Below are 19305 nucleotides of genomic sequence, written 5' to 3'. Positions count from 1 at the left end.
GACGTAAGAGTCTGGAAATTCATTCATTACCCTTTATACTGCCCTTCACCTTCAGCGTTGCTTTTACAGGTCGTAAACATAAATGAGTCAGTCTGACACAACGGTCTCTACCCGATTCTCCCTTCTACCGGGAAGCATTACCCGTTTCTTCTTATTGCTGATCATTGTGCTGCTGGTAACGATGGGCGTTATGGTACAGAGCGCCGTCAACGCCTGGTTGAAAGACAAAAGCTATCAAATTGTCGATATCACTCACGCTATTCATAAACGCGTGGACACCTGGCGGTATGTTACCTGGCAAATTTATGACAACATCGCCGCCACCACTACGCCATCGACAGGTGAAGGACTTCAGGAAACGCGTCTGAAACAGGATGTGTATTATCTTGAAAAGCCGCGACGTAAAACTGAAGCGCTGATTTTCGGTTCCCATGACAGCGCCACGCTGGAAATGACGCAGCGTATGTCAACCTATCTGGATACGCTGTGGGGCGCGGAAAACGTGCCGTGGTCAATGTATTATCTCAACGGACAGGATAACAGCCTGATTCTTATCTCTACCCTACCGTTGAAAGATCTCTCTTCCGGCTTTAAAGAGTCCACTATTGGCAATATCGTCGATTCCCGCCGGGCAGAGATGTTGCAGCAGGCGAATGCGCTGGATGAGCGCGAAAGTTTCTCCTCATTGCGAAAACTGGCCTGGCAAAACGGTCACTATTTTACGCTGCGCACGACCTTCAATCAGCCAGGACATCTGGCGACCGTGGTGGCGTTTGATCTGCCCATTAATGATTTAATCCCGCCGGGAATGCCGCTGGACAGTTTTCGGATAGAGCCTGACGCAACCCAGGCGACGGGGCGAAGCAGTGAAAAGGAAGCGCCAGATAGCGTCACGATTAGCTTTAACGGTTCAAAAATTGAGATCTCCTCAGCGCTTAACTCTACCGGAATGCGCCTGATCTGGCAGGTACCGTTCGGTACGCTTTTGCTTGATACGTTGCAAAATATTCTGCTGCCTTTACTGCTGAACATCGGGCTGCTGGCGTTGGCGTTATTTGGCTACGCCACGTTCCGTCATCAGCCGGGACGGTCGACGGAATCGACATCCGGCAACGCGGCGAATAACGAGCTTCGCGTCTTACGCGCCATTAATGAAGAGATCGTTTCTCTGCTGCCGCTGGGTCTGCTGGTCTACGATCAGGAAGGCAACCGCACCGTGATCAGCAATAAAATCGCCGATCATCTGTTGCCGCATCTTAACCTGCAAAATATTACCAGCATGGCGGAACAGCATCAGGGCGTGATTCAGGCGACAATTAATAACGAACTGTATGAGATCCGTCTGTTTCGCAGCCAGATCGCTCCCCGCACGCAGATCTTTATTATTCGCGATCAGGACCGGGAAGTGCTGGTGAATAAGAAGCTTAAACAGGCGCAGCGTTTGTATGAGAAGAATCAGCAGGGTCGCGCCGCCTTTATGCAAAATATCAGCAACACGCTTAAAGAGCCCGTACGCCAACTGGCGGTTAACGCCGCGGCAGTCACCACGCCGGAAAGCCTGAAACTGGCGGATCAGGCGGATGTATTGGTACGTATGATCGATGAAATCCAACTGGCGAATATGCTGGAAAATGACGCATGGAAGAGCGAAGCCACGCTGTTCTCCCTGCAGGATCTTATTGACGAAGTCGTGCCGGAAGTGCTGCCCGCCATTAAGCGTAAAGGGCTGCAACTGCTGATTAATAACCATCTTAGCGGCAACGATGAACGCTGGGGCGATCGCGACGCCCTGCGTCGGATTTTGCTGCTGTTGATTCAGTATGCCGTCACAACGACCGCTATGGGTAAAATTACGCTTGAAGTCGAGCAGGATGAATCTATCGCGGAGCGTCTGACTTTCCGTATTCTGGATACGGGCGAAGGCGTAACGTTAAACGAGATTGATAATCTGCATTTCCCGTATATGAATGAAACGCAGGGCGATCATTACGGCAAAGCGAATCCGCTCACCTTCTGGCTGTGCAATCAACTGGCGCGCAAACTGGGCGGTCATCTCAACATTAAAGCGCGAGAAACGCTGGGCACGCGCTATACCGTTCATGTCAAAATGCTTCCTCACGATCAGCATACTCAGGTCGAAGAGCGCCTGCTGGACGACGTGAGCGTGATGGTCGATGTGACGTCCAACGAGGTTCGCGCGATTGTGCTGCGTCAGTTAGAAAACTGGGGCGCCACCTGCATCACGCCGGATGAAAGGCAGATAAGTCAAGAATATGATCTCTTTTTAACGGATAATCCGTCTAATCTTACTGCCTCGGGCTTGCTTTTAAGCGATGATGAGTCAGGCGTGCGGAAAATTGGCCCGGGTCAGTTGCGCGTCAACTTTAATATGAGCAATGCTATGCAGGAAGCTGTACTACAACTTATCGAAGAGCAGCTGGCGCAGGAAGAGATTCCCGCCTCCCCGCTCGGCGGAGATGAAAATGCCGAGCTTCATGCCAGCGGCTATTATGCGCTATTTGTAGACACAGTACCGGATGATGTTAAGAGGTTGTATACTGAGGCGGCAACCAGCGATTTCGCTGCGCTGGCCCAAACGGCCCACCGCCTGAAAGGGGTGTTTGCCATGCTTAATCTGGTACCCGGCAAGCAGTTATGTGAAACGCTGGAACATCTGATTCGTGAGAAAGATGCTCCAGGTATAGAAAAATATATCAGCGACATTGACGCCTACGTCAAAAGCTTGCTGTAGCAAGGTAGCCCAATACATGAACAATATGAACGTAATTATTGCCGATGACCACCCGATTGTACTGTTCGGTATTCGCAAATCACTTGAACAAATCGAGTGGGTGAATGTTGTCGGCGAATTTGAAGATTCCACAGCATTGATCAACAACCTGCCGAAATTAGATGCGCATGTGTTGATCACTGACCTCTCCATGCCGGGAGATAAATACGGCGATGGGATCACCTTGATCAAGTACATCAAGCGTCATTTTCCGAGCCTGTCTATTATCGTTCTGACCATGAACAACAACCCGGCGATCCTGAGCGCCGTGTTGGATCTTGATATTGAAGGGATCGTACTCAAACAGGGTGCGCCAACCGATCTGCCTAAGGCGCTGGCCGCGCTGCAAAAAGGCAAAAAATTCACCCCAGAAAGCGTTTCTCGTCTGCTGGAGAAAATCAGCGCAGGCGGTTACGGCGATAAGCGTCTGTCGCCAAAAGAGAGCGAAGTATTACGCCTGTTCGCCGAGGGTTTCTTGGTCACCGAAATCGCCAAGAAGCTCAACCGCAGCATTAAGACCATCAGCAGCCAGAAGAAATCGGCGATGATGAAACTGGGCGTAGAGAATGATATCGCGCTGCTCAACTATCTCTCTTCCGTCACCCTGAGTCCGACAGACAAAGAATAAATCGCTTTTATGTTACCCAGCCTGATGGCGCTACGCTTATCAGGCCTACCAGTCGACTCATCTTTTACAGGCCGGACAGGCGACGCCGCCATCCGGCATTTTTTATGCCCGCGTTTTACGTACCCGCTCGGCATACACCGCCAGCGTCTGTTTCAACACATCCAGCGTCACAGGCTTCGACAAACAGCTGTCCATACCGGACTCCAGGCAACGTTGTTTCTCTTCCGCCAGCGCGTTCGCCGTCACGCCGACGACAGGCAGCGTCAGCCCAAGCTGACGGATACGCTGCGTCAGGCGATAGCCGTCCATGTTCGGCATGTTCACATCGCTCAGAACAATATCGATAGCATTTTTACTCAGCACATTCAGAGCGTCTACGCCATCATTGGCTGTCTTACACTGATACCCCAGCGATCCCAATTGATCGGCCAGCAAGCGGCGATTGATCGGATGATCGTCAACGACCAGAATCATCATGTCGTCATTTGAATCTGCAGTTTTATCCGTCGTCGGCAATGCGCTGGAAAGCGCTTCACTATCCAGCTCAATACTATAGATACGCGCCAACAGCGCGGGCAACTCATGCACCGACGCCACACTATGCACCCACTCGCCCGGCGCTCTTTCCAACGGAATCCCGATATGACGGCGGCAAAAGACGACCGCCGCCCTCCCCTGCCAGGTATGCTCCAGCGCGTCATCGACAATCAAAATATCGTCAGCGGCGGGTTCTTGCCCTTCATAACGTTGCGTATGAACGCCGCTACGCGCCAGACTGGTCTCAATAAACTGGCACAAAGAAGTATTGCGCACCGCCAGCCAACAGCAGGTTCCGGCGAGTCCTTCCACGCTCTTTTTCACAGGGTATTGCGCGCCATAAAGCGGGATGCGCAGCGTAAACTGGCTCCCCATGCCCGGCTCCGAATCGACGGAAATATCGCCGTCCATCATGCTGATCAATTTTTCGCAAATCGCCAGCCCCAGACCGGTCCCCTGAAAGTTACGCTGTACGCCGGTTCCCACCTGGAAGAAGGGATCGAACAGGCGAACCACCTCTTTTGCCGGAATACCTACGCCGGTATCCCGCACGCGAATGCTGAGATAATCCCCATCACAGCGCACATGCAGCACGATGCAGCCAATATCGGTAAACTTAATGGCGTTGCTCAACAGGTTTGAAATAACCTGCTGTAAACGCATCGGGTCACCGTTCAGCGATACCGGCACGTCAGGCTCAATAAAACAATACAGGCCGAGCTGCTTACGCACCACCAGCGGCAGATAATTGGCGGTGATATGGTTCATCACCTCTCGCGGTGAAAATTCGCGCGGCTCAATCTTTAGCTGTTCCGACTCAATTTTCGAGAAGTCGAGAATGTCGCTGATAATTTTCAGCAACAGACTGGAGGAGTTATTCATCGCCGTGACCAGCCGATCCACGCCTTTTGGCAGCTCTTTGGTTTGCAGCAGATCGAGATTGCCAATGATACCGTACAGCGGTGTGCGCAATTCATGGCTGACCGTCGCAAGGAACATGGATTTAGACTGGCTTGCCTGCTCCGCCGCCTGCGCCATCTCTTGCAGCGACTCTTCCATTTTGACGCGCGTACTCACATCTACCAACACGCAAATCGCAACGTTTTCATTGCGATAGCGGGAATGGACGAAGCTAATTTGCAAATTGGTATTATTGCTGGTCAATACATCAACAAAGTTGACCTGCTGGCCGCAAATGATTTGCGTCAGGCGCTGTCTGTCTTCATGCGTGAGCATGTTCAGGTAGGTGTGCGCCAGTTCGTTACTCAGAATATTGACACCATCAATAGTGCGCAGAATACAGATCCCCACCGGCGCGGAGGCAACGATTTTACGGTTGAACTGTTCATGTTCTTCCAGACGCTGGGCATCGCTCTCCGCCGGAATGAAAATTCGCCGCTCATACATCCGCGCAAGCGTAAACAGCCCTGCGCCCACCAGCACGTTCAGCAGGATAGCGTTCAGGATAAGAATACGAATACGCTCCAGGACTAAATCTACAGGCACAGAATAGACAATACTGAGCGAGGATGGCGGCAGGCTTTTTTTGAGTACCAGTTCGCGAAAACCTGGCGTATAACCAAACCAGGAGCGCTCCTGCATCCAGCGCGGCTCCGCTTTAATATTGCCGTCAGGACCGGTCAACGAAATCAGCGAATGGCCGTTCTCATCAATAATAGTGACGCCCATCGGCAAACTGCCGGGCGTGAAAAAATTTTCCATACGGATGGACTGCTCGACGCCCAGCAGCGCCTGCAGACGGTTGGCCAGATACACCGGCGTCAGCGCATAAAAGTAGCCCACGCCCTGACGCGCGCCTTGGCTTATCCAGAAAAGGTTATTCCCACTTTCTTCCTGCGGCGCGTTGCGGTATTTCATAATCCGCTCATGTAACGCTTTTAACGCATCATCGCGCTCCACGGGCATTTCACGCAGGCCGAAATTCGCCATACAGAGGTTATCGCTGCCAATCAGGAAAACGCGGTTAAGATCATACGCCGCTGAAAAGTTGTCGCGCCAGTAACGCATAAACCAGGCCAGCGACTCCAGCGATCCGCGCCAGGCGGAGCCCATCGCCGCACAGTCTGAGTCGGCAAATAGCGGTTCAAAGTCCGGCACCACCATTTTGTCATCACGCGCACGCGACGACATGACGCCGTTTTCCGCCGTTAAACGGTTCTCGGCGATATATTTGAGCTCTTTCATCACGTCCGACGTGCGCTGGATAAAACGCTGCGCCTGATCGGAGCTAAGGTTGAACTCCTGACGAATTTCAGACTCCCGCTGGTGCAGGGCATTGACGATGTAAAACACCGAAACAAAGGCGATTAAGAGCCAAATGAGTAACGCTAACGCTCTGAATAAGTAGCGCGAGACTTTCAGCGTAGTTCGAAAGGAAGCAAGGTATTTCAAAGGGGCGAAGCTCCGCCTCAGGATGTAAATAGAGTGTGACTAAGGTAGCGGTAAATGACGTAGCCCGCAACGGCAAAGAAAAAGGGCCGGATATCCGGCCCTCGCACAGCAATAACATTACTCGTCAGCGTCATCCGCAACGTCTTCATCGCTTTCCGCTTCCGGGGCGATATCCTCATCCCCTTCCGCCACGCTGCCGTCGATAGCGTCGAGTTCTTCGTCATCTACCGGTTCAGCAACGCGTTGCAGACCCACCACGTTTTCATCTTCCGCCGTGCGGATAAGGATAACGCCCTGGGTATTACGTCCCACTACGCTGATCTCGGACACACGGGTACGCACCAGAGTACCGGCATCCGTGATCATCATGATCTGGTCGCAATCGTCTACCTGTACCGCACCGACAACGGAACCGTTGCGCTCGGTCACTTTGATAGAGATAACGCCCTGCGTCGCACGAGACTTGGTCGGGTACTCGTCCGCTGCGGTACGCTTCCCGTAGCCGTTTTGCGTTACGGTCAGAATAGCGCCTTCGCCGCGTGGGATGATCAGAGAGACTACTTTATCGTCTCCCGCCAGCTTAATACCGCGCACACCGGTCGCGGTACGCCCCATCGCACGGACGGCGTCTTCTTTGAAGCGCACCACTTTACCCGCGGCCGAGAACAGCATGACTTCGTCAGAACCAGAAGTCAGGTCAACGCCAATCAGCTCGTCGCCGTCGTTGAGGTTCACCGCGATAATACCGGCGGAACGCGGACGGCTGAATTCGGTCAGCGCCGTTTTCTTCACGGTACCGCTGGCGGTCGCCATAAAGACGTTGACGCCTTCTTCGTACTCACGAACCGGTAGAATCGCGGTAATACGTTCGTTCGCTTCCAGCGGCAACAGGTTGACGATCGGACGACCGCGCGCGCCGCGGCTGGCTTCCGGCAGCTGATAGACCTTCATCCAGTACAGACGGCCCCGGCTGGAGAAGCAGAGGATGGTGTCATGGGTGTTGGCCACCAGCAGGCGGTCGATAAAGTCTTCTTCTTTAATACGTGCTGCTGATTTGCCTTTACCGCCACGACGCTGTGCTTCGTAATCGGTTAACGGCTGATATTTCACGTAGCCCTGATGAGACAAGGTTACGACAACATCTTCCTGGCTAATCAGATCTTCGATATTAATATCGGCGCTGTTGGCGGTGATTTCGGTACGACGCTCATCGCCGAACTGATCGCGAATTAACTCCATCTCTTCGCGGATCACTTCCATCAGGCGATCGGCGCTGCCCAGAATGTGCAGCAGTTCAGCGATCTGCTCCAGCAACTCTTTGTATTCGTCGAGCAGTTTTTCATGCTCCAGGCCGGTCAGCTTCTGCAAACGCAGATCCAGAATCGCCTGCGCCTGCTGTTCAGTCAGGTAGTACTGACCGTCACGCACGCCAAATTCTGGCTCCAGCCATTCCGGACGCGCGGCGTCGTCACCGGCGCGCTCCAGCATCGCAGCAACGTTGCCCAGATCCCACGGACGCGAAATCAGCGCCGCTTTCGCTTCCGCCGGCGTCGGCGCGCGGCGAATCAGTTCGATAATCGGGTCGATGTTGGCCAGCGCAATCGCCAGAGCTTCAAGGATATGCGCGCGGTCACGGGCTTTACGCAGTTCAAAAATAGTCCGACGCGTCACCACTTCACGGCGGTGGCGCACGAACGCTGAAATAATATCTTTCAGGTTCATGATCTTCGGCTGGCCATGATGCAGCGCCACCATGTTAATACCGAAGGAAACCTGTAGCTGGGTCTGGGAGTAGAGATTATTAAGCACCACCTCACCCACCGCATCGCGTTTCACTTCAATCACGATGCGCATCCCGTCTTTATCGGATTCGTCACGCAGCGCGCTGATGCCTTCCACGCGTTTATCTTTCACCAGCTCGGCGATTTTCTCGATCAGGCGCGCTTTGTTCACCTGATAGGGAATTTCATGGACGATGATGGTTTCACGGCCCGTTTTCGCGTCAGCTTCAACTTCCGCGCGGGCGCGAATGTACACTTTGCCACGACCGGTACGGTAGGCTTCTTCGATACCACGACGACCGTTGATGATCGCGGCGGTCGGGAAGTCCGGCCCCGGAATATGTTCCATCAGCCCTTCAATGCTGATGTCTTCGTTGTCGATATACGCCAGGCAGCCGTTAATCACTTCCGTCAGGTTGTGCGGCGGGATATTCGTCGCCATACCTACTGCGATACCGGAAGAACCGTTCACCAGCAGATTCGGAATTTTGGTCGGCATGACGTCCGGAATTTTTTCCGTACCGTCATAGTTATCCACGAAATCCACCGTCTCTTTTTCGAGATCGGCCATCAGTTCGTGGGCGATTTTCGCCAGACGGATCTCCGTATAACGCATTGCCGCCGCGGAGTCGCCGTCAATAGAACCGAAGTTACCCTGACCATCCACCAGCATGTAACGCAGCGAGAATGGCTGCGCCATACGAACGATGGTGTCATACACTGCGGAATCGCCGTGGGGATGGTATTTACCGATTACGTCACCAACGACACGGGCAGATTTTTTATAGGCTTTGTTCCAGTCATTGCCCAATACGTTCATGGCGTAAAGTACGCGACGGTGTACCGGCTTCAGGCCATCTCGGACATCCGGCAGCGCACGGCCAACAATGACCGACATCGCATAATCCAGATAGGAGCTCTTCAGCTCTTCCTCAATGTTGACCGGTGTAATTTCTCTCGCAAGGTCGCTCATCTAACCGCTATCCCTCTACTGTATCCCGGATTCAAAGGTCGCAAATTATAACACATTCGCCCACGTACTGGTAAACGGAATGCAGCCAGACAATGCTTTATTCGGGTGCCGCATGCTCTCTTCATTTATAAGCGTGGTCTCGGCGTTTATCGGCGATCGGCTTCAGAGGCGACACAGAGGAGATCTGGGCCTGGCCAGGAAGAGGCTGGAAAATCAATACCTCCCATGTCTACCCGTCATACTTCAAGTTTCATGTGCGTTGGCGGCAAGTTACTCGGCCCATCCCTGGGCCTCGCCCCGTCGGGGTTAGCGCAAGCGCTGTTCAAGACGGTTAACCATTTTATCCTGCAACTCGAATTATTTAGGGGATATGCCGGGAGGCATAAACCATAATCAGTATCACCAGATGCTATTTAATCACATAGGCCAGGTATTCTTTCACTACCTCATCGTTTAATTCCTGACCCAATCCGGGCTGTTCCGGCGCGACATAATAGCCATTTTCCGGCTGATAATCGTGGGTACAAAGTTCCCGAATAGATGCTTTCATCGCATTGGTATGATGCTCATGAATAATAAAGTTGGGAATTGCTGTTTCCATATGCAGCGCGGCTACCGTGGAAACAGGACCGCCGCAAACATGCACCTGTACAGTGGTGTCATAAATATTAGCATAGTCACAGATTTTCTTTCCTTCGGTAATTCCGCCGCAGAGACACAAATCAGGTTGCGCTACGGCAATAGACTGCTTCTCCAGTAATTCCCTGTATCCCCATCTTGTGTAGGAACGCTCGCCAGTGGCGATTGGAATCGTTGTTGAACGGGAAACTTTCTGCATATTATCAGAATTTAATGGATGAATCGGTTCTTCATAAAGAAAGATACGATACTTTTCTATCGCCTTCGCAAATTGAATAGCTGAGTTTGTACCGAGAAGAGAATGGATTTCCACGATAATATCAGCATCATCCCCCATTGCTTCACGCATAGCGGCAATTCGCGCTTCCCCCATTTTTAATTGATCGGCCAGTAACAATCCTGAATAGTTACGATTTTTATTCTGAAAAACACAGTCATCGCCATTACGATCGATTTCGAGTGGATCCACTTTAATCGCATCATATCCATCGTCAAGAGCCGCACGCGCCGCCTCAGCATATTCCTCAGGTGTCACTAATATCTGGCGTTTATCCCCCCAACCAAATTGTAACTGACTAGCATAGGTTCTTAATTTTTCATTAGTTTTCCCGCCAAGGAGCTGATAAACAGGTACACCTAAATATTTACCTTTGATATCCCAAAGAGCAATATCAATAGCGCTCATTCCGGCATAAAAAACGTTCCCGCCCCCCATCCCCCAAAAAGTCTTTCTGAAAAAGAACTCCCAAATTTTTTCGATATTTAATGGATCTTCACCCACAATCAATGGCGCCAGATCTCTGATGATCCCTACGCCAGCTTTAGCGCCTGCGCCATAGGCCAGTCCTACTTCGCCAATACCACTTAATCCTGAGTCGGTATTCACCCGGATAAGTACTGGATTATAGGAGGACATCGTTTGATCTCTTTTTTTTAATTCACAGTCAAAAACTTCAATAGACGTAATTTTCATAATTTCTCCATTTATCAGGTTCGTGATACAACATTTGTTTGTTGGCTTTTTTCTTTTTTCACATCAATTTTCATTAACGCCAAAACGGCTACCGCAGCGAAGCAAAGTATTGCCTCTACAATAAATATTCCTGTCGCACCATAATGAGTAGAAACGAATCCCAGTGACTTATTAATCAGGAATCCGCCAAGACTTGAACATGAGTTAATAAACGCAATGCTGATAGCCAACCCTGACGGCGACAATAATGCAGAAGGCAGCGCCCAGTAAGGTCCGTAATAGCTGAGGATCCCAACACCATAGAACGTTAGCCCCAGCATTCTCAGCGACATTGAGGGGACAAGAGCAATCATCAGAAAACCACAGCCTGCCAGAAACATGGGTAATGCAGCATGCCATTTTCGTTCATTCTTTTTATCGGAATGCCAGCCCCACCAGGGCATGCTGAACATAGCGAAAATAAACGGAATACTCATGATTAAACCGACGTCAGTATCCGTAAAATCAGCTGAAAATCCCTTCACCAACCCCGGCAACCAGTAGTTTGCCGCCAGAGCAGCCGCCTGAATCAACATGTAGGCGAAAGAAAGCTGAAGCAAAACTGGATTTTTGATTACTGAAAGAAAGGATGAGTTGGTATTTTTATTTAATGCAGCTGCGGTTTCATTGTCAGTGCGTAATTTATTAACTAAGGCCGATATCTGCTGTGGCGTAAGCCATTTAGCCTTTTCTGGACTGTCAGGCAGTAAATAAAATGTCAGGATGCCAAGGAATACGGTAGGGATACCTTCAATAGCAAAAAGCCAGCGCCAGCCTTCATAATCCGGGGTATTCAAATGCTCGATGATCCAACCAGACATCGGTGCAGCCAATACCGATGCAACAGCAATAGATAACATGAAGAAACTATTGACTTTTCCGCGTTCACGAGCCGGGAACCAGCATGCAAGATAATAAACCATGCCCGGGAAAAAGCCAGCTTCAAATACCCCCAAAAAAATGCGAGCCAGCAAAATATGTTGAGTATCTTTAGCAAAAAAAATCAGCCCAGTTACCGCTCCCCAGCCGATAATAATGGAACTAATCCATTTTCTTGCGCCAAGCTTTTGCAAGCCAATGCTACTCGGAATTTGAAAGATTAAATATGATATGAAGAATATAGAAGAAATATTAGCGAAATCCTCAGGCGTAATACCGAGGGATTCATTCATGCGTAATGCAGCAAACCCAATATTGACACGATCCATATAGTTAAAAAAGTAAAGAATAAAGGCCAAAGGAATGATTTTCCTTTTTACAATACGAATTGCATCGTATAAATTTTCTTGTGGACTACTCATTTTGCATCACCTTTTATGATTCAATGAATAAGGGTATTGACCGGAATTGATGTTACGTAAAAAACAATACAATTCAAAAGCTAATGTGTCATATCTGATATATCAGCAAGCAAACTTAATGAAATATACAATAACAACAATAAAGTATGTAAATTTTCTTAAATCTGATATATTAGATCCGTTAATTTTGAATAAATTAATTACAATGGAGCCGGGTTTAACCATGGAGGAGAAGAAAATGAAAAATAGATTAAAGCGTGATTTTAGTCACATATCAATTGAAATACCCAAATCCATCACCCAGGTGATTAAAGAGAAAATAAGGGAGATGATTATCCATGGCGATTTCGATCTTGGGCAAGCGATCAGTGAAAATGAACTATCAAATATTCTGATGGTAAGTAAAACACCAATTCGTGAAGCTTTTATTTGGCTGAGCTATAATGAAAACTTGGTCAACATCATTCCCCGCAGTGGGACATTTGTTTTTTCTGTCACCGACGAGGATATCAATGATCTCATCAAAATGAGGGTTATCCTTGAACAGGGCGCAATTCGTGAAGCGATGGAGAAAAATGCTAACAATGTCATAGTCGAATTAAGCAATATTTTATCGAAGTCAGCAAAAATTAATGCAGAGCGCGATACGCAAGCTTACCTCAAACTGGATCATGATTTTCATTATGTTTTTGTGAAATATGCCAATAATAAATACATTTCACAAGCACACCTGTTGATCTCAGCACGTTTATTGGCAATTCGCTACAGACTGGATTTTACCGCTGAATATATCACCAGCTCTAACCGTGGACATGCCACTATTTTGGATATGTTAAAAAACAACAACGTCGAGGGCGTCTGTAATTTTATCACGCACCACATCGGTAGCGGTTTTACAGAACGCGCAAGAAAACTTCTTGCGCTGAAAGCGTAATAAAGACGGCAGTAGATATAACGCAGCGACTTTGCACCTGCTATACTGCCCCGATAGATCAATAGCGGAATCTCATGTACTCATGAACACTGAAAAACCGTCGGTAGCTCACAACGTTGACCATAATGAAATCGCCAAATTCGAAGCCGTCGCGTCGCGCTGGTGGGATCTGGAGGGCGAATTCAAGCCATTGCATCGCATCAACCCTCTACGCCTTGGCTACATTACTGAGCGCTCAGGCGGCCTGTTTGGTAAAAAGGTACTCGACGTCGGCTGTGGCGGCGGCATTCTGGCGGAAAGTATGGCACGCGAAGGCGCAACCGTCACCGGGCTGGATATGGGCTTTGAGCCTTTGCAGGTCGCCAAACTGCATGCGCTGGAAAGCGGCATCGAGGTAGAGTACGTGCAGGAGACGGTTGAGGAACATGCGGCAAAACACGCCCAGCAATACGACGTCGTCACCTGTATGGAAATGCTGGAGCATGTTCCCGATCCGCAATCGGTCGTCCACGCCTGCGCCCAACTGGTTAAACCCGGCGGCGAGGTATTCTTCTCAACGTTGAACCGCAATGGAAAATCCTGGCTGATGGCGGTCGTCGGCGCTGAGTATATTCTGCGCATGGTGCCAAAAGGCACGCACGACGTGAAGAAATTCATTAAGCCTGCTGAACTGTTAAGCTGGGTAGATGAAACCGTCCTGAAAGAGCAACATATCACCGGGCTGCACTACAACCCGATAACCAATACTTTCAAACTCGGTCCCGGAGTAGACGTTAACTACATGTTGCATACCCGCGCTAAAAAAGCCTGACATCAAAGAATTTTCCTATAAGGGTTGCGTTAGATCATCGGGCGCAACCTTTCTCTTCGATGAAGAAATCAGCATTCGATCAAATTTTGATTTTTTTTATGAATTGTTGACATCCTCTCCAGGCCTTATCAGACGCGCATTTAGCGATTCTTACGCTTTTGCAACCGCAATTTAACGCCAAAATCAACTCTTGTACTCAAAAGAATCCCTACTAGAATACTCACCATATAGCGTTTCACTTATCGATTACCCCCTATATATAGTATTTATCCACAGAGTTAGTCACAACGTGGCGTTGTGGATAAGCGGGGGGATATTTTTCTTTCACGGACAGGTAAACAGGTAGAAAACCACATGAATCAGAGTCTGCTGGTGACAAAGCGTGACGGCCGTACTGAGCGCATCAATCTCGACAAAATTCATCGCGTGCTTGATTGGGCGGCAGAAGGACTGAATAACGTATCGGTTTCTCAGGTCGAGCTACGCTCGCATATTCAGTTTTATGATGGGATTAAGACCTCCGATATCCATGAAACTATCATTAAGGCCGCCGCAGACCTGATCTCTCGCGATGCGCCGGATTATCAATACCTGGCTGCGCGTCTGGCGATTTTCCACCTGCGTAAGAAAGCCTTCGGCCAGTTTGAGCCGCCCGCACTTTACCACCATGTGGTAAAAATGGTTGAGCTTGGCAAATACGACAATCATCTGCTGGAAGACTACACGGAAGAAGAGTTCAAGCAGATGGATTCGTTTATCGTTCACGATCGCGATATGACCTTCTCCTACGCTGCCGTTAAGCAGCTGGAAGGGAAATATCTGGTGCAAAACCGCGTGACCGGCGAAATCTATGAAAGCGCACAGTTCCTCTACATTCTGGTAGCGGCCTGCCTGTTCTCGAACTACCCGCGTGAAACGCGTCTTGACTATGTAAAACGTTTTTACGATGCGGTCTCTACGTTCAAAATTTCGCTGCCGACGCCCATCATGTCCGGTGTGCGTACCCCAACCCGTCAGTTCAGCTCCTGCGTACTGATCGAGTGTGGCGACAGTCTGGATTCCATCAACGCCACCTCCAGCGCGATTGTGAAATACGTTTCTCAGCGCGCCGGTATCGGTATCAACGCTGGCCGCATTCGTGCGCTGGGCAGCCCGATTCGTGGCGGCGAAGCCTTCCACACCGGCTGCATCCCGTTCTACAAGCACTTCCAGACGGCGGTGAAATCCTGTTCGCAGGGCGGCGTGCGCGGCGGCGCGGCAACCCTCTTCTACCCGATGTGGCATCTGGAAGTGGAAAGCCTGCTGGTGCTGAAAAACAACCGCGGCGTGGAAGGCAACCGCGTACGTCACATGGACTACGGCGTACAGATCAACAAACTGATGTATACCCGCCTGCTGAAGGGCGGCGACATTACGCTGTTCAGTCCGTCGGATGTACCCGGGCTATACGATGCGTTCTTCGCCGACCAGGACGAATTCGAACGCCTGTACGTGAAATATGAACACGACGACAGCATCCGCAAACAGCGTGTGAAAGCGGTCGAACTGTTCTCGCTGATGATGCAGGAACGCGCCTCTACCGGTCGTATCTATATCCAGAACGTTGACCACTGCAATACTCACAGTCCGTTCGATCCGGTTGTCGCCCCGGTACGCCAGTCTAACCTGTGTCTGGAGATTGCCCTGCCGACCAAACCGCTGAACGATGTCAACGATGAAAACGGCGAAATTGCGTTGTGTACGCTGTCTGCATTCAACCTGGGCGCCATTAAAACTCTGGACGAGCTGGAAGAACTGGCTATTCTGGCAATACGCGCTTTGGATGCTCTGCTCGATTATCAGGATTACCCGATTCCGGCTGCCAAACGCGGCGCAATGGGCCGTCGTACGCTGGGCATTGGCGTGATTAACTTCGCCTACTGGCTGGCGAAAAACGGTAAACGTTATTCCGACGGCAGCGCCAATAATCTGACGCATAAAACCTTCGAAGCCATTCAGTACTATCTGCTTAAAGCGTCCAACGAACTGGCGAAAGAGCAAGGCGCCTGCCCATGGTTCAACGAAACCACCTATGCAAAAGGCATTTTGCCGATCGACACCTACAAAAAAGATCTGGATGCGATCGTCAACGAACCGCTGCACTACGACTGGGAACAGCTGCGTGAGTCGATCAAAACCCACGGTCTGCGTAACTCCACGCTATCGGCGCTAATGCCGTCGGAAACGTCATCCCAGATCTCCAACGCCACCAACGGTATCGAACCACCGCGCGGCTACGTCAGCATCAAGGCCTCGAAAGACGGTATTTTGCGTCAGGTCGTGCCGGATTATGAGCATCTGAAAGACGCTTACGAACTGTTGTGGGAGATGCCGAACAACGACGGTTATCTGCAACTGGTGGGTATCATGCAGAAGTTTATCGATCAGTCGATTTCCGCCAATACCAACTACGATCCGTCACGTTTCCCGTCAGGAAAAGTACCGATGCAGCAACTGCTGAAAGATTTGCTCACCGCGTATAAGTTTGGCGTGAAAACTCTGTACTATCAAAATACCCGCGATGGCGCGGAAGATGCGCAGGACGATTTGGCGCCTTCTATTCAGGACGATGGCTGCGAAAGCGGCGCTTGTAAGATCTGATGAATAGTGCCGGGTAGCGCTATGCTTACCCGGCCTACGATTGTACGGTTTGTAGGCCGGATAAGGCGCTTGCGCCGCCATCCGGCGCTCATCCCATAAAGGATTCACTTCAATGGCATACACCACTTTTTCACAGACGAAAAACGATCAGCTCAAGGAACCCATGTTCTTTGGCCAGCCGGTCAACGTTGCACGCTATGACCAGCAGAAATATGACATCTTCGAAAAACTGATCGAAAAACAGCTCTCTTTCTTCTGGCGTCCGGAAGAGGTCGACGTCTCCCGCGATCGTATCGATTATCAGGCGTTGCCGGAGCACGAAAAACATATCTTCATCAGCAACCTCAAATACCAGACGCTGCTGGATTCCATTCAGGGACGTAGCCCGAACGTCGCCCTGCTGCCGCTCATTTCCATCCCGGAGCTGGAGACGTGGGTAGAGACCTGGGCGTTTTCTGAGACGATTCACTCACGATCCTACACCCACATTATTCGTAACATCGTCAACGATCCGGCGGTCGTTTTTGACGATATCGTGACCAACGAGCAAATTCAGAAGCGCGCCGAAGGGATCTCCGCCTACTACGACGAACTTATTGAGATGACCAGTTACTGGCACCTGCTCGGTGAAGGCACCCATACCGTTAATGGCAAAACGGTTGTCGTGAATCTGCGTGAGCTGAAGAAAAAACTGTATCTGTGCCTGATGAGCGTGAACGCGCTGGAAGCCATCCGCTTCTACGTCAGCTTCGCCTGCTCTTTCGCATTTGCCGAGCGTGAACTGATGGAAGGCAACGCCAAAATTATCCGTCTGATCGCCCGTGACGAAGCGCTGCATCTGACCGGCACGCAACATATGCTGAACCTGTTGCGTAGCGGCGTGGACGACCCGGAGATGGCGGAAATCGCCGAAGAGTGTAAACAGGAATGTTATGGCCTGTTCGTGCAGGCGGCGCAGCAGGAAAAAGAGTGGGCGGACTATCTGTTCCGCGACGGTTCGATGATCGGCCTGAATAAAGATATCCTGTGTCAATACGTTGAATATATTACTAATATTCGTATGCAGGCGGTAGGGCTGGATCTGCCGTTCCAGACCCGCTCCAACCCAATCCCGTGGATCAATACCTGGCTGGTGTCCGATAACGTTCAGGTCGCGCCACAGGAAGTGGAAGTTAGCTCTTATCTGGTCGGACAAATCGATTCGGAAGTCGATACCGACGATCTGAGTAATTTCCAGCTCTGATGGGACGCGTCACGCTGCGTATCACTGGCACACAACTGCTGTGCCAGGATGAACACCCTTCTCTGCTGGCCGCGCTGGAATCGCATAACGTTGAGGTGGAGTATCAGTGCCGCGAAGGTTATTGCGGCTCCTGTCGTACCCGGCTGGTTGCCGGTCAGGTTGACTGGATTACGGAACCTTTAGCGTTTATCCAGCCGGGAGAGATTTTGCCCTGCTGCTGCAGGGCAAAAGGCGATATCGAAATCGAGATGTAACTCAGTGCAACTCGCTGGTGGAAACCAAAGGCATCACGCCACGTTTTTTCATCTGCACGGCATACAGTGCGCCAGCGAGTACCACCAGCACCGCGCCAGCGACATAAATCATACGATAGCCAACCGACTCAACCATCATTCCCATGATAAAGGCGCCAATCGCCATTCCGGCGTCCATCGCGTTAAAGAACAGTGAATTCGCCACGCCGATTTTATGCGGTTCAACCGAGCTGATAATTTGCGTCTGGAAAACCGGCGTGACCGAACCGTAGCCGATACCGATGAGACCGCCGGAAATAATCATCATGATGCTGCCATTGGTGTAACCCAACGCCACCAGACCGATGGTAAAAGCCAACAGGCATGGGAAAACAACATATTTCGGCCCTTTTTTATCACAAATATTCCCGGTGAAGGTACGGCATATCATCAGGAAAATCGCGTAGCACAGCAGGAAATTACTGGCCGCCGCCATTAAATCCAGCTCACGCGCATACAGCGCCAAGAAAGCCGATACGCCGGCATAGGAGAAAGTCATAAAAAAGGTGACCAGCGCAAAAGGCAAGGCGGCGCGGTCAAACATCGCGGCAAAACCCAGATTCGGTTTCGAACCATCGGCATGACGAATTACCGGAGGGACCGTCACAATCAGGGAAAGTACAATCCCTAACGCCGCTACAGCGGAACAAAGCCAGAATGCGGCAGTGAACGCGTTCCAGCGGGCCATATTCAAACCGATCCACGGTCCTACGACCATCGCAAGGCCCATCGCTAAAGAGAAAAAGCTGATGCCCTCTCCACGTCGGGAGGCCGGAATTAACCGCGCTGAAATAGTTCCTTTTACCGTGGTAATAACACCAAACGTAATCCCATGAAGTACGCGGATAAAGAGCAGCGACTCGATAGAATGGCAAACCGGATACAGCGCGGTAATCACCAAAAAAGCCAGAGAAGAGAGCACCAGAATCTTTTTATTCGAATATTTTCCCACCCACTGTCCGGCAAATGGCCGAATAACAATTGCCGCGGCCAGGAAACATGTCACTAACAGCCCGGCCTTATCTGCAGAAGCATGTAGGCGATCAGCAATATAAATGGGTAATAAAGTTAGCAGTACATAAAAAACAAAAAAGATAATAAAACTGACTATGGTGATTGCCCAAAAATCCTTCGTCCATAATTTTTCTTTCATTCTTAACGACCCGCTCAGATGGCGCACGCAGGCAACGCTCAGCTCAACTGAACACCTATCAGGTGCGTCAAAATGTGATGTATTCGATAGAATCACAGTATAAACAAGTGCACTCTATTAGAAAAATTAATCGTTTTAATTATATTGATTAGGTTTT

12 protein-coding genes are annotated in these 19305 nt (G+C 50.3%); 7 read left to right on the top strand and 5 right to left on the bottom strand.

Annotated elements, in window-relative coordinates; genetic code table 11:
* Window positions 1-82 precede the first annotated feature (82 nt).
* Together rcsD and rcsB are read left to right on the top strand one after the other, a co-directional pair.
* Window positions 83-2752 carry a phosphotransferase RcsD gene (rcsD, locus tag J4728_RS09710; RefSeq protein ID WP_079899017.1) on the top strand — a complete coding sequence of 890 codons (2670 nt, stop codon included), beginning with the start codon at window positions 83-85 and terminating at the stop codon, window positions 2750-2752.
* A gap of 16 nt (window positions 2753-2768) precedes the next feature.
* Window positions 2769-3419, top strand: coding sequence for a response regulator transcription factor RcsB (gene rcsB, locus J4728_RS09705; RefSeq protein WP_001061919.1), 651 nt, complete (start codon window positions 2769-2771; stop codon window positions 3417-3419).
* 102 nt (window positions 3420-3521) lie between these two features.
* On the opposite strand, the gene rcsC is transcribed toward rcsB, so the two are convergent.
* The 4 genes from rcsC to J4728_RS09685 form a co-directional block, all read right to left on the bottom strand.
* The gene (gene rcsC / locus J4728_RS09700) at window positions 3522-6368 is read right to left on the bottom strand and encodes a two-component system sensor histidine kinase RcsC (protein ID WP_000876084.1); all 2847 of its coding nucleotides are present in this window, start codon (window positions 6366-6368) and stop codon (window positions 3522-3524) included.
* Window positions 6369-6485: 117 nt separating this feature from the next.
* Window positions 6486-9122: a DNA topoisomerase (ATP-hydrolyzing) subunit A gene (gyrA, locus tag J4728_RS09695; RefSeq protein ID WP_208211670.1), complete on the bottom strand. Its 2637-nt coding sequence runs from the start codon at window positions 9120-9122 to the stop codon at window positions 6486-6488.
* A 409-nt stretch (window positions 9123-9531) separates the two neighbouring features.
* Window positions 9532-10734, bottom strand: coding sequence for a mandelate racemase/muconate lactonizing enzyme family protein (locus J4728_RS09690; protein WP_000705586.1), 1203 nt, complete (start codon window positions 10732-10734; stop codon window positions 9532-9534).
* A gap of 14 nt (window positions 10735-10748) precedes the next feature.
* Entirely contained in the window at window positions 10749-12074 is a 1326-nt protein-coding gene (locus J4728_RS09685; protein ID WP_000098078.1) for an MFS transporter, read from the bottom strand.
* Between the two features lie 49 nt (window positions 12075-12123).
* Between J4728_RS09685 and J4728_RS09680 the strand changes: the two genes are divergently transcribed.
* From J4728_RS09680 to yfaE, 5 genes are all read left to right on the top strand, one after another.
* A complete protein-coding gene (locus J4728_RS09680) occupies window positions 12124-13008 on the top strand; it encodes a GntR family transcriptional regulator (RefSeq protein ID WP_208211668.1) in 885 nt (294 codons plus the stop codon).
* 82 nt (window positions 13009-13090) lie between these two features.
* Entirely contained in the window at window positions 13091-13819 is a 729-nt protein-coding gene (gene ubiG, locus J4728_RS09675) for a bifunctional 2-polyprenyl-6-hydroxyphenol methylase/3-demethylubiquinol 3-O-methyltransferase UbiG (RefSeq protein ID WP_001091009.1), read from the top strand.
* A 354-nt stretch (window positions 13820-14173) separates the two neighbouring features.
* The gene (nrdA, locus tag J4728_RS09670) at window positions 14174-16459 is read left to right on the top strand and encodes a class 1a ribonucleoside-diphosphate reductase subunit alpha (RefSeq protein ID WP_208211666.1); all 2286 of its coding nucleotides are present in this window, start codon (window positions 14174-14176) and stop codon (window positions 16457-16459) included.
* Between the two features lie 112 nt (window positions 16460-16571).
* Complete coding sequence (nrdB, locus tag J4728_RS09665; protein ID WP_208211664.1) at window positions 16572-17702, top strand: class Ia ribonucleoside-diphosphate reductase subunit beta; 1131 nt, start codon at window positions 16572-16574, stop codon at window positions 17700-17702.
* Window positions 17702-17956: a ferredoxin-like diferric-tyrosyl radical cofactor maintenance protein YfaE gene (gene yfaE, locus J4728_RS09660; RefSeq protein WP_000533921.1), complete on the top strand. Its 255-nt coding sequence runs from the start codon at window positions 17702-17704 to the stop codon at window positions 17954-17956. The genes nrdB and yfaE overlap by 1 nt, the downstream gene beginning before the upstream one ends.
* A gap of 1 nt (window position 17957) precedes the next feature.
* On the opposite strand, the gene J4728_RS09655 is transcribed toward yfaE, so the two are convergent.
* Complete coding sequence (locus J4728_RS09655) at window positions 17958-19148, bottom strand: MFS transporter (RefSeq protein WP_000660247.1); 1191 nt, start codon at window positions 19146-19148, stop codon at window positions 17958-17960.
* Between the last annotated feature and the right edge of the window lie 157 nt (window positions 19149-19305).

It is taken from the genome of Salmonella sp. 32070601201500089SM, from assembly GCF_017573605.1.
GTDB lineage: Bacteria > Pseudomonadota > Gammaproteobacteria > Enterobacterales > Enterobacteriaceae > Salmonella > Salmonella enterica.
The sequence above is the reverse complement of the archived record's forward strand: the minus strand, read 5'-3'. Positions and strand labels throughout refer to the sequence as shown.